Source organism: Nocardia sp. NPDC049737, assembly GCF_040674755.1.
In the GTDB taxonomy this organism is placed as follows: domain Bacteria; phylum Actinomycetota; class Actinomycetes; order Mycobacteriales; family Mycobacteriaceae; genus Nocardia.
Genome location: NZ_JBFANH010000001.1, coordinates 401,593 through 413,999, shown reverse-complemented (window position 1 = coordinate 413,999; position 12,407 = coordinate 401,593). Strand labels below are relative to the sequence as shown.

Below are 12,407 nucleotides of genomic sequence, written 5' to 3'. Positions count from 1 at the left end.
TGCGGACCCGAACCGTCCGCAGAGGGAAATTTAACGTGCGTAACTAGGGCATTTCACGCCGGATAGGTGTGCGTTTCGGTGGCCTTGACCGCGGCCCACAAAGGCACACCGGTCTGCAGACGCAAATCAGCGACGGTCGCGGGAGTGACATCGGCGAGCACGGACGGGCTGCCATCGAGGCGAACCCGGGTGGTGTTGGCGTGCTGTTCGAGCCCGACCACGGTGACCGGCCAGGTATTTCGCGGGCTGCCCGTCGGCTGCTCAGGGTGCAGGCTCACCGCGGTCGGCGGGAACGCGACATGGACAGCGCCCTCGGCCGGTTCGGCCACAGTAAGTGTGCCGCCGTCGTCGAGATCGATCGTGTTGCCGTGGGCTGTGCCGCGATAGAGGTTGAGGCCCACCAGGTTTGCGACATAGTCCGAGCGTGGTCTGCGGGCGACTTCGCTGGGTGGACCTTCCTGGATGATGCTGCCGTTTTCGACGATGACGAGGCGGTCGGCCAGCACCATGGCATCGAGCGGGTCATGGGTGACCAGCACGGTATGTCCGTTGTAGTCGGCGAGATGGTGGGCCAGATCCGAGCGGACCTGCAAGCGGGTGCTGGCGTCGAGTGCCGCCAACGGTTCATCCAGCAGCAGCAGTCGCGGATCGGTGGCGAGCGCGCGGGCCAGCGCGACGCGTTGAGCTTGGCCGCCCGACAGCGCGCGCGGTTTGGCGTGCAGATGCTCGGCGAGGCCGACTCGTTCGAGCCAATACTTCGCGCGCTCACGCGCGGCCCGGCGGTGGTGCCCACGAGCGCGCAGTCCGAAGGCGACGTTGTCTTGGACGGACATGTGCGTGAACAGCAGATAGTCCTGGAATACGACGCCGATCGCTCGCCGCTCGGCCGGGATGAACAGCTTCGGCGGTGCGTCCCACGTATTTTCGTCGAGACGAATGTTGCCACCGGTGAGTGGGGTGAGTCCGGCCAGTGCCCGCAATGCCGTGGTCTTGCCCGCACCGTTGGGGCCCAGCAGTGCGACGACTTCACCCGGTGCCACGCTGACGGCGATATCGAGTTCGAATTTGTCTCGGGTGATGCGTATTTCGGCCTCGAGTGTCATACCGCTCCTCGCGTCCACCGATCCCGCAACGCCGCCAGTACGACCACCGACACCGTGAGCAGCACCAAGCTGAGCACGATCGCGTCCTCGGGATCGGTTTCCAATGCGAGGTAGACCGCCAACGGCATGGTCGTCGTCTTACCCGGAAAGTTGCCCGCGAAAGTGATCGTGGCACCGAACTCACCGAGCGCACGCGCCCAGCACAGCACCGCACCCGCGATCACCCCCGGCATCACCGACGGCAACGTGACTCGCCGGAAAGTCAGCCAACGCGACGCACCCAAGGTAGCCGCGGCTTCTTCGTAGCGGGGGTCGGCTCCCCGCAGCGCACCTTCGACGGAAATCACCAGGAACGGCATCGCCACGAATGCCTCTGCGACGACGACCCCGGCGGTGGTGAAAGGCAGTGAGACATCGAACCACTCATACAGATAGCGCCCGATGATCCCGCGCCTTCCCAATACCAGCAGCAGTGCGACACCACCGACCACCGGCGGCAGTACCAGCGGAACCGTCACCAGTGCCCGCACGAACCCGATGCCGCGGATCTCACCGCGGGCGAGCAGCCATGCCAACGGAATCCCGAAAAGAACGCAGACGACAGTCGCCGAGCTCGCACATACCAGCGACAGCCGCAGCGCCTGGCCGACCTCGGCACTGAACAACCGCTCGGGCAGACCACGCCAAGGCGCGCGCAGCAATAGCCCAGCCAGCGGCAACAATAAAAACGCCAAACCGCAGACGGCGGGCAGCACGAGAACGAGCGGTCGCCGCCCGCGCGCTGCCCGCCCTCGCGCCGACGTCCGGATCACGGGTTGTCGAATCCCGCTTCGGTGAACACCGTGCGCGCTCGGTCGGACCGGACGAAATCGACGAACGCCGCAGCGGCTGCGGCGTTGGGAGCCTTGGCCAGCGGCGCGACCGGATAGTCGTTGATCGCCATGTCCGCCTCGGGGAAGTCGATGCCCTCCACCTTGTCACCGGCGGCCTTGACATCGGTGCGGTAAACGAGCGCCGCATCCACCTCTCCGAGGGTGACCTTCGTCAGCACTGCCTTGACGTCGGCCTCACGGGTATCGGGCCGCGGGTGCACACCGGCGACCTCGAATACGGTCTTCGCGGCGGCACCACAGGGCACCTGCTCGGCACACAGCGCGATCTTGGGTTCGGTCTTGCCGAGGTCCGCAAGTCCGGTGATATGGCCGGGGTTGCCCTTGGGGACCGCGATTTCGAGACGATTGCGTGCGAACGTCACCGGCGGCGCCGTGATATCGCCTGCGTCGAGGACCTGCTGCATATTCTTCGGCGCCGCCGAGGCGAATACATCGACCGGGGCGCCCTGCTTGATCTGCTCCGCCAACGCCGAACTCGCACCGAAACTGTAAACAACCTCGACGCCGGGGTGGGCGGCCTCGAACTGCTTGCCCAACTCGGTGAACGTCTCGGTCAACGACGCGGCCGCGAATACCGTCACCGTTCCGGAGATCTTGTCGGTGCGGGCCGTATCGGACGACTTGTCCGATCCACAGCCGATCAATGTCAACGCGACAGCCCCGGTCAGAGCAACCGCGCTCAGCGAACGAATCATCCTCGTCAACTTTCCGGGATTTCTACAACAACATGAGTGGACTTGACCGACGCGACCGCGACGCTGCCGACCTCGAGGCCGAGCTCGTCGACCGAGTCCCGACTCAGCAGCGACACCAACCTGAACGGCCCGGCCTGCATTTCGACCTGAGCCATCACCGTGTCCTTCACGATGCGTGTGACGATCCCGCGCATCCGATTCCGCGCCGAGATCGCGACCGTGGCACCCGGCTCCGGGGCGTCGGAGTTGGCTCGCAGAAATTCCGCCAGCTCTCGGCCACTCACACCCATGCGCCCGTTATCCAGCTGAATAGCGTTGAGTCGGCCCTGATCGATGTACCGCCGCACGGTGTCATCGCTGACACCCATCAACGCGGCAACCTCACTGATCCGCAGATTCGACACGATCAGCAGCATATTGCCGTATCCACGGAATGCATAGCCGAATGCACCCGCACGTCCACGGGGCGTCGCCGCGGCGTTTGCGGCGCGTCGTGGTGGGCACGGCGGTCTCCTTCGTTGGGTGCAAGGTTCAGGCGGTGCGGCGAATGAGCAGGACGTGTCGACGCCGTCCCGTCGCGACCAGGTGTTCTGCGTCCCAGGCGCTAATTCTTGCCACGCTCACCACGATCTGGCACGCAATCTTGCTGTTCCGGCAAGATGGCCTCATGGGTCGGGCACGGCCGACGTTCTCGGCGCGGTGGGGGCCACAGCTGATCCGGAACCGTCAGCACCAATCGGTCAGACCGTGAGGACCATGCGGTATCGGGCCCGTCCCCGTTCCATCTCGGTGTATGCCTCGGCGGCTTGATCCAGCGGCCGTTGCTGGATCCGTGTGCGCACGCCCGATTGGACCGCGAATTGCATTGTTTCCTCGATATCGCGGGCGGTGCCGGAGGCGTGGCCGGTGATGCTGAGCCCGCGGGCGATCAGCTGCATCGGGCTGATCGGCAGCGGTTCGGCGGAGACCCCGATGGCGATGAGCTCGCCGCGCGGTAGTAGCCCATCGACGGTTTCGCCCATGGCTTCGGCGTTGCCCACGGTCCCGAGGACAACCGACGCACCGCCGAGTCCCCGTAGTGCTCGGCTGACATCGCCAGCGGTCGAGTCGATGTAGTGGTGGGCGCCGAGCGCGCGGGCATCTTCGGCTTTGTCCGCGCCGCGTGCGATCGCGATCGTTTCAAAGCCCATCGCGTGAGCGAATTGCACGCCGAGGTGGCCCAGTCCGCCGACACCCAGAATGGCGACGCGGTCGCCGGGCACCGCCCGGGTTTCGCGAAGCGCGTGGTAGGTGGTGACACCGGCACAACCCATCGGCGCGGCCTCGGCCAGCGAGAGCGCGTCGGGGATGCGGGCCAGCGCATTGGCCGGTACGGTCACCGACTCGGCGTATCCGCCCGGGTACTGCCAGCCGGGGACCTGCATGTTCTGGCAGTGGATGAAGTCGCCTTCGCGGCACGGCACGCATTTGCCGCAATGCCCACCGAACCAGCCCACGGCAACGCGGTCACCGACGGCATAGTTGTCGACGCCGGCACCGAGTTCGGCAATGGTGCCGGCAATCTCATGCCCCGGTGTCAGCGGCCACGACATATTCGGAAATGCTCCACTGACGAACGCGCGGTCGGTGCCGCAGATCCCGCAGGCCGAGACCGCGAGGCGCACATGGTCGCGCGGCGGTGCGTCTGTTTCGACATCGACCAGTTTCAACGCCGCACCGGCGGACTGCACGTGAACAGCCTGATGAGTAGACATCGGTATGCTCGCTTTCCCTTGGGGAGCGGCGGCGTCGCGGACCTCACCAGAGCGGACCGAGGTAGCGGCACCGGCATTTCTCGAACTATCGCCTGCAACGACGGTGCCAACAGCACCGTGTCACCCTCGTCGCACCACTTGGTCGTGCCAATGTGCAACCGACGAGCCGTCATCCATCCCGCGCGGCGTCGCACCCCCACTCGGCCCATTACGACGCCGTGAAAATCATACGTCCGCAGTTCTTGGCCCCAGGTGACAATCGTTGCGAGCTGGTAGATCATTCGCTCGATAACCCATCGATGGTCTCGATGCGCTATCGGACGGCCTTGCGCTGGCATGTACCGAAGCTCATGCTTCATCAATAGGAACACCGCGCACGTCGAGGGCGATCACTCGGTCCGAATTACCTCCGGCGAACGGGTGCTGTGGGCCGGTGCCAGCGTGCGCTACGACGTGCGCGAATACCCCGATGCAGCAGTCACCCAAAAGCAAAGGAGCAACGATGTCCACGATCCACTTCAAGGAGACCACGAGTTCGACACCGGAGCAGTTCGTGGCGGCGCTCACCGATTTCGGGCCTGGCCGCTCACAACTGTTCGGCAACAGCGCCGACAAATACCTCCAGGTGCACGACCAGGGCCGACGCGACGCTGATGTCACGGAGGGCTCGCATGGCATCTGGGAACGACTGCACTACGACTGGTCGAACCCCGACCGCGTCGTCATGACGACCACCGACTCGAACATATGGGGCGGACACTCGGGTCACACCTACACCTTCACGCGCCGGTCTGACGGGAAGACCGATGTGGATGTGGTCATGGTGCGCGAGGGAAAGAATCTCAAGGGACGGGTCCTCGGAGTCGTGGTCGGGACCGTCGGCAAACGTGTACTGAAACAAGCCCTCGATAAGACCGTCAAGGCTATCGAAACCCGCGGCAACGACCGGGGTGAGTCGCCTCGGTGAGTTCGAAGCCTTCCTAGTGCCGTGTCCAGATAGCTTCAGCCGTACCGAGCCTTGGCTCGGAGGGGTCCGTCGAACGCAGTCGAATGGTGGTCGACCACGCCGCATGCGACCGCCGCATCACTGCGCTCGGCGAGCAGCCGGAGCGGGTGGCGCGGGCAAGCTTTCTGGACGAGGCACTTGCGTGACAGCCCAGCAGGTTTGGGTGAGCGGGTTCTGAGCATGTGGTCGGCGCTGTGCCAGGGGCACGCAGCTTGATCAATTCCGTTTGATACCAGCCGTTTACGGTATCGGCGACACATCAACCACCACCGGCGTGGCGAATGCCGAGCACAACTATCCGCAACCGTATCGGCGGGCAGTGCCGCGACGATCGACGTCGTCCTCCGCAGGATCGGGACGGTCAGTTCGCGCCACCGCTGTGAATATCCCGGGTGGTCGACAGGCCGAATGAGTAACACCGCGCATGAGATCGGTTGTCCCGTAGGTGCGGTAGGGTCTGCCGACAGGTTCGAGTGCTGGTCCCGTATCGAACCTACTGGGCGGGTAAACACTTCGAGTCCGGTGTCGCGAGCGATCTTTTTTCGGAACAGTCTGTGTCGGTAATTAGTCGACTGGAGTGCTATGACCAGGAAGTATCTGAGGAGTATTGCAACGCTCACCGCGATTGTCGGTGCAGCGACTTGCATTGCCATCACACCCGCTGATGCGGCATCCGGAGAAGTCGATGCCGGTGGCATGCACGTCGTCGCAGCGGTGGATATGAGCAATGTCGTCCCGGCCGGAGGCGATATAGCAACGGGAATCCCGTTCGTGCACGCAGTCAAAGTGTCCGGAAATTACTCGGTGTCTGTCGACGGCGTTTCATCCGTTCGCGACGGGGAAATTGCGATCGGATATCTGGTCGGTTGCGCCGTGGATATCAGCCAAGGCGTCTCCATCGGGATTGCGCCGAGCGTCGGTGTCAGCGCGGGTATCGCACCCGAGCTCGCATTGACCCTTGGCGATTCGCCCAGCGTCACTGTCGCAATTTCACCGAATGTCGGCGTCAATGCCAGTCTCACCGGAGCGATTACAGTAAGCCTCGCACCGGGAAACGTCACGGCGGTGGTTATCGGTGCCGCCAGCCTGGATCAGGACGTCACGTTCCCATACACATTCGGCCACACCAACACGCCACTGAACATCAGCGGATGTATATCGCCCGCATCAGCCATGCCTTTCGTCACCGTACGCGCCGACGGTACCGGCGGAACCGCCCAGACAACCGGCTACGGAACAGAATTCACGTTTTAGTACCGCGACCGGATGGCGTCTGCGGTATCGATCCTTGGTTCGGAGGGTTCCGTCGAACGCAGTCGAAGGGTGGTCGCCCACGCCGCATTCGACGAGCAGCCGGAGCGGGTGGCGCAGCAAGCTATCCGGACGAGGCGCTAAGGGGCACTGCCGCAAACGCCTCCCCGGATTCCCGGACGTAACGACCCACAAGTAAGGAATCGAGCGCTGGCGCCACCGAGATCGGCCCACCACAGACTCGATAATCGATCACAAGCGGTGAGCGGCCCGTCGTGACGGGCCGCTCACAGTGTTCAGTGGTCTAAGCGGCGTTTTCGGCGTCGAACCGCGTGATCCATTTCGACCGCAGCAGGCGGGTGGGACTCATGAGATCTCCCGTAGCGCCGCGACTGGGCAGGAGTCCACGGCTGTACGGGCGGCGGTCACGAGATCACCGGGCACCTCGGCACCATCGAAACGGTAGATGAGCTCAGCGTTGTCACCGAGGCTGAATATCTCGGGCGCCTGCACGGCGCACAGACCGTGTCCCTCGCACCGCGAGTAGTCGATGGAGATCTTCATGATGGATTCCTTCTATCGAGCTGGAATGAGTTGCAGTGGAAGGCGTTCGAAGCGGTGAATGATGTTGTTGATCGCCCATTCGGGCTCACCGGCGATCTCGATGCGCTCGACGCGCTCGACGAGTGCGGCGAGCATTGCCTGGGTTTCCAGCCGCGCGAGACCTTGACCGGCGCAACCGTGCGTGCCGTGACCGAAGCCGAGTTGGCGGGTCGCGTCGCGGCGGATATCGAAGGTGTCGGGGTCATCCCATTCCAGCGGGTCACGATTGGCCGAGGAATAGATCACCACCACCCGTGCGCCCGCCGGGATGCTGGTTCCGGCGATGTCGGCATCACGAATTGTCTTGCGGGAGAACGCACGCAGCGGTGATTCGAAACGCACAACCTCGTTCACCGCGTTCGGGATGCGGGTGGGATCGTCCTTGAGCAGCTGCCACTGCTCGGGGTGGCGTGCGAACAGATACATGGCGCTGGCGATAGCGCTGATCGTGGTATCCAACGACGGGGCAAGGTAATCGATCAGCAGGGCCGGGCATTCAGCTTGGGACAGCTTGCCGTCGTCGGTTGCCTGCAGCACGTCCACCCCGACGCTGCCCGGCAGCAGGTCCCGCTCGCGGGCGAGCTGCCGCGTGAACTGCATCATCCCGACCGCCGACGGCGCGGTGCGAATGGACTGCCGGTTGAGTGGCCCTAGCGCGTCGAATGTTGCTCCCGCCCACCGCAGCAAGTGTTCCCGACCGTGCTGGGGCCAGCCGATCAGATCCGGTACCACCGACATCGGCAGCGCGGCCGCCAGTTCGGCCCCGTCGATACGTCCCCGCGCGAGCGCCTGCTCGACGGCCGCGACCGCCTGCTGGTCGACCGATTCGCGCATCGCTCGCAGTGCACGCGGGGACAACCGGCGGGCGAGCAACGCGCGGCGGCGTTTGTGCTCCTCGCCGTCACTGTTGAGGGTGGTGCCCTTCGAGAGTCGGTTGGCCACCGGGTTCAAGGCGACGCCGGCTCCGGAGACGAAGGTCTGATCGTCGAGCAGGACGGCTTTGCATTCGCCATAACGCGGCAGCGCATAGGCGCGTTGCTTGGCAAGCCACACCACCGGCCCGAGCTCGCGCAGCCGCGCGTAGTGCGGATAGGGATCGAGAATCCCCTGGTGCGAGTAGATGTCGGGGCGGTAGGCCGGGACATGGGCTCGATTACGCATCGGAATTCCCTTTCGAGCGGTCATAGGTGCGCACCGAACGCAGTCACGACATAGGCGACCGCCAGCACGCCGACGCCGATCGACGGTGCGTACTCACCGACACTGTCACCGGCTTTCATATGGGTGATAAGAGCGCCGATCATCAACAGCATCAGTCCGATTCCGGCCGCCGCCCCGAGCGGCCACCACATCGTGCCGGCCAGTATGCCCAGCGCCCCGGCAATCTCGAGGACGCCGATGCCGCGGAAGGCGGTCACCGAGTAGCCGAAATGTTCGCCACGCTGACGCATGTCCGCCACGGCCAACACCTTGACCGCGCCGAGCGGTAGAAACCCGATCGCCAACAGCACGGCGAACACGATGGATGCGACTGTCATCGGCGCACACCTACTTTCCATTCGATTGCATAGCCAGCTACGTCAGCCACCGACCTTCGTCGATGCCGGGGCGAGTTCGATGGTTGCGACGACACCGTCTTCGACCGCGGTGGCAAACGCCCCGCACTTGCGCGTTCACTGACGATATCGTCACTCACGAAGATACAGTCAGTCAAGAGCTTCTGAATATTTCGTCAGCGACATTCGTTCGGCCGTTGCCCGAGGAAGCCCAGACCATGACGGCACGACGCATGGCTCCGGCTCGGAAGTGTTGGGCACCATCCGGCTGGGCGGCATGGTTTTCGACTACGCCGCCACCGCGGCCGCGACACGCAACGTATTCCCGATGGGACACGAAAGCGTTTGGTTCACAATCGAATTGATCCGCGATGTGGCCGAGGAATGCCAGCAGCCGTGCTGTGGCTCCCGTACGAACGATTGTTTCTCGGGCCATGCCACGCGAGTTCCGTGCGGCCTACGGGGGATGCGAAGGTGCCGGAAGGCAGGAGTATCAGAGCGCGGGCGGGGTTCACGGGCGTGCTGCTGCCGTGCCGGTGACGCGTTCTCGCCGGCCGCTCAGGCAGCCGTACAGCAATTCCAATATGACCGAGTGACGCTGGGCAGCGAGGTCACCGCACACGCCAGTGCCGTCGGATTCACTGACCGCTCGGGTCGACGTCGGCCGCAGGCGCGAGGTCGCATGGGCTATCCGGGATTTTGATCTCCTGCGGATCTTTCAGCGCGCGACATCGCTCGACTCGGTACGCGCGCTCGTCTGTGAGAGCGGTTCGGCGAGTGTTACTCGGCTCGAGGAGCTCGAATCACGGGATCGACTGGTCCGGCGGAGGCTGCTCAGGCTGGGTCTGCTCTGGATTAGGCCGCTCTGGGTGAGGCTCGAGCAGCGGCTCATCGGGCGACGGCACGTGCGGCGGAGGCGGCACGGTTAGTGAGTAGACGGACTGAAGGTAGCCGGACCGGGTCACTGTGGCCGACGTAGCGCCGACTTGCGCGATCGCGGTTCCCCCGAGCACGAGCGCCACTGGAACCGCTGCCGCCACGACAATCGATACCATCTTCTGTCGACGCGGGTCGGAAGCCCGGCATTTGCTTGTGCCCATAGATATATCCCTTTCATACGAAAAGAGATTTGGAACCATATATTTATATCCGCCAGCCACACGAATTATCGAAAGACTTCGGAATATCTCCGAGCATAGGTGACAGTTTGCCGCATGTCCATGGCATATGTTCGATCCGTATGGTCGATGAAATAGGTAACCCACGGCTCTGCGCAAATGTACGCTCATCGGCATTTCTGGATGCTCGGGAGGCTCAGCGGGAACCGGCAATTCCCTGCCGCCACGCTGCACCATGACCGGGCGGACCGTCGCCCAGAGGATCTCGTCAAGGTGCAGATCGCAGCGAGCGCTATTCAGGGCCGCCATCGGTCACCACCCGCACCACCATCTCCGTGCGCATCACCTGACACCAGACATGCCGAAACCTCAACGCGCCCTAGCCCCACCAGTCGAGGCGCGTCAGTCGTTTCACGATCCGTCGGCCAACTCGAAGTGTTCAGCGACAATGTCGTCCGGGTACTCGGTCAACACGCGGCGATAGGGAAACGTTCGACGACCCGGTCATCGAGGAAGCGAGAGCGATTGCGGACGGCCCGAAGCTCTCGCTATCCATTGTTTCCCTCATGAAGGCAAAAGGACGTCCTACGGTGCAACTCGCGCAGGATGAGGCGTTCGACCGCCTATTCCACTCCTGCCAGCGTAGGCGTTCCACCTGGAAGTTCAGGACACCTACAAGCCTCCAGAGGAGTCCGAGCCGTTCCAGAAGTTCCTCCAGGACGAACCCGACGACTGTTCATGGTTCCGACCGTGGCTCGACCTCACGCTGCCCGCTGCCTTCTCGACACCTGCTAACACGGAGTCGAAAATGTGCACTAGGTCGATCAAACACTCTGGTTTATCCCCTGGTCCGCGTGGCCGCTACATCTTCCGTCCGGAGAGCCGTTGCGCTACGCGGACCGCGTGGTCAGCGAGGTGCGCCGACGTCGGCACGTGCCGTGGTGACCGTGGCTGCGGCGGCCGCCCGAGCGTCCTCGACGGTTCGTCGGCCGAGCCCGCACGCGGTGGCTACCCCATGTGTGGCTCGGCCGGAGGCCTGTTCGAACAGTGTCAGCGCGCGGATGCTGTCGTCGACATCGTCGGCAGAGACGACACCGGCGATCAGTTGCCAGCCGGGATCCAGTCGCCGCAGCGGGCGATAGAACGCCGGATCCAACGGGGCCGGATCGGCACCGTAGGCGCAGGGAACATGTACGACCGGCAGGGGCACTCCGCGTTTGCGCAGTAGCCGGGAGAGGTGGCCGAGTAGGTTCACCACTGGCGCCAAGCCGCGGGGGGTCAGCAGGTTCTTGTGCTTGTAGTCGCCGTAGCACAGGTGCAGGGTTGTTGCCGCGCCGATCTCGTGGGTGCGGATGAGAAAGCCGCCGAGCTGGCGTGCCAGCAGCGGTCCCAGTGACCACTGCGCCCGCAGTTGCTCGGCTTTGACCATGCCGAGCGTTGCGATCGGTGATTCCACCTGCCACACAACGCGATCGCCGTACCGAGCGGTCACCTCGGACATCTCCTGCAGCACTGCGTCTATGAATACGGGCAGATGCTGGAGAGCGGTGACGACCACACCGAGGTTGCGGACTGCGGGCCCCATGGGAAGGCCGAGCGAGACCGCCGCGCCGGCGAAAACGTACAGGGCCAGATCCAATGGGTTGGGCTGGCTGATCTGAACCCGCTTGTCCGCCAACTCTGGACGGCTGCGCTGCAGCGACTCGAACTCCGAGACAATCGCACCGATCCGCTCGATTCGCCCCATCGCCGCATCGCGTGGTTCGAGGATGTGGCCGGGCCGCACACCGTAGCTGCGCATGTCGCTGTAGTCGGCGTAGTCGCCCGTGCGGACGATACTGAAGGCGTCGCGTGCTTCGAGAGTACGCAGATAGGCGACGACCCAGTCGGCATCGAGGTCGCGCGGCACTGCGGTCAGTGGCCAACCGTCACTCTGATCGGCGAACCATTCCAGGACGTCTCGATCGCTGGTCATCAGCGCCTCGGGCAGGCTACCGACGAAATGCGCGTATCTGGTCATGGCGGCTCCTTCGATCGAACGCAGGCAGCTGAGGGGGTCTCCTTCGACCGACGAAATCCTTTGGCGCACTGCGTGAACGATGCGCATCGTATATCCGCCCGCGTGCGGCGGACTCACCACTGACGGGAAGCGGAAACACTGTCGGGCCTGCATATTGCGCAGTTCGGATCCCAGCGCATTCGGACCTCAGTCGCTACGCCGTGACGGGCATGGGACTTGAGCATCGCATCCACCCGCTGGCTGCAGCCCTTGCACTGCAACAGCTTTCACATCTGGATGACTACCTCGTAGGCCGTCATCGCATCGCCGAGCACATCCACGACGAACTCCTCGACCGGCACGTCATCGAAGAATTCACTGTCGTAGAGGATCGTGGCCAGGTCCGCTGTTCCCGGCCTTCACCGGCGA

General features: G+C 64.0%; 11 protein-coding genes and 2 pseudogenes. 4 read left to right on the top strand and 9 right to left on the bottom strand.

The window, feature by feature from the left end; translation table 11 throughout:
- Positions 1–53: 53 nt before the first annotated feature.
- The 5 genes from AB0J47_RS01960 to AB0J47_RS01940 form a co-directional block, all read right to left on the bottom strand.
- Entirely contained in the window at positions 54–1,103 is a 1,050-nt protein-coding gene (locus tag AB0J47_RS01960; RefSeq protein ID WP_364339388.1) for an ABC transporter ATP-binding protein, read from the bottom strand.
- Complete coding sequence (modB, locus tag AB0J47_RS01955; protein ID WP_364339801.1) at positions 1,100–1,912, bottom strand: molybdate ABC transporter permease subunit; 813 nt, start codon at positions 1,910–1,912, stop codon at positions 1,100–1,102. The genes AB0J47_RS01960 and modB overlap by 4 nt, the downstream gene beginning before the upstream one ends.
- On the bottom strand, positions 1,912–2,691 hold the full coding sequence (gene modA, locus AB0J47_RS01950) for a molybdate ABC transporter substrate-binding protein (protein WP_364339386.1): 780 nt from the start codon (positions 2,689–2,691) through the stop codon (positions 1,912–1,914). The genes modB and modA overlap by 1 nt, the downstream gene beginning before the upstream one ends.
- 5 nt (positions 2,692–2,696) lie before the next feature.
- Entirely contained in the window at positions 2,697–3,095 is a 399-nt protein-coding gene (locus tag AB0J47_RS01945) for a TOBE domain-containing protein (protein ID WP_364339797.1), read from the bottom strand.
- Positions 3,096–3,431: 336 nt separating this feature from the next.
- Positions 3,432–4,445: an alcohol dehydrogenase catalytic domain-containing protein gene (locus AB0J47_RS01940; protein WP_364339384.1), complete on the bottom strand. Its 1,014-nt coding sequence runs from the start codon at positions 4,443–4,445 to the stop codon at positions 3,432–3,434.
- Positions 4,446–4,947: 502 nt separating this feature from the next.
- On the opposite strand from AB0J47_RS01940, the gene AB0J47_RS01935 reads away from it, so the two are divergent.
- Both AB0J47_RS01935 and AB0J47_RS01930 read left to right on the top strand, forming a co-directional pair.
- Positions 4,948–5,412 (top strand): hypothetical protein, encoded by a 465-nt coding sequence (locus tag AB0J47_RS01935; RefSeq protein ID WP_364339382.1) that lies wholly within the window; start codon positions 4,948–4,950, stop codon positions 5,410–5,412.
- A gap of 621 nt (positions 5,413–6,033) precedes the next feature.
- Positions 6,034–6,705, top strand: a complete 672-nt coding sequence (locus AB0J47_RS01930) for an MspA family porin (RefSeq protein WP_364339379.1) — start codon at positions 6,034–6,036, stop codon at positions 6,703–6,705.
- 363 nt (positions 6,706–7,068) lie between these two features.
- On the opposite strand, the gene AB0J47_RS01925 is transcribed toward AB0J47_RS01930, so the two are convergent.
- Genes AB0J47_RS01925 through AB0J47_RS01915 form a run of 3 tightly spaced genes read right to left on the bottom strand, consistent with a single transcriptional unit; the run spans position 7,069 to position 8,843 of the window.
- Positions 7,069–7,266: a ferredoxin gene (locus AB0J47_RS01925; RefSeq protein WP_364339377.1), complete on the bottom strand. Its 198-nt coding sequence runs from the start codon at positions 7,264–7,266 to the stop codon at positions 7,069–7,071.
- A 12-nt stretch (positions 7,267–7,278) separates the two neighbouring features.
- A complete protein-coding gene (locus AB0J47_RS01920) occupies positions 7,279–8,466 on the bottom strand; it encodes a cytochrome P450 (RefSeq protein ID WP_364339375.1) in 1,188 nt (395 codons plus the stop codon).
- Positions 8,467–8,486: 20 nt separating this feature from the next.
- Positions 8,487–8,843 carry a DoxX family protein gene (locus tag AB0J47_RS01915; protein WP_364339373.1) on the bottom strand — a complete coding sequence of 119 codons (357 nt, stop codon included), beginning with the start codon at positions 8,841–8,843 and terminating at the stop codon, positions 8,487–8,489.
- Positions 8,844–10,634: 1,791 nt separating this feature from the next.
- On the opposite strand from AB0J47_RS01915, the pseudogene AB0J47_RS01910 reads away from it, so the two are divergent.
- Positions 10,635–10,730: pseudogene (locus AB0J47_RS01910) on the top strand (hypothetical protein); the annotation flags it as partial.
- A 156-nt stretch (positions 10,731–10,886) separates the two neighbouring features.
- On the opposite strand, the gene AB0J47_RS01905 reads toward AB0J47_RS01910, so the two are convergent.
- Entirely contained in the window at positions 10,887–11,999 is a 1,113-nt protein-coding gene (locus AB0J47_RS01905; protein WP_364339371.1) for a hypothetical protein, read from the bottom strand.
- A 209-nt stretch (positions 12,000–12,208) separates the two neighbouring features.
- Here AB0J47_RS01905 and AB0J47_RS01900 point away from each other — a divergent pair.
- A pseudogene (locus AB0J47_RS01900) lies at positions 12,209–12,310 on the top strand (hypothetical protein); the annotation flags it as partial.
- Between the last annotated feature and the right edge of the window lie 97 nt (positions 12,311–12,407).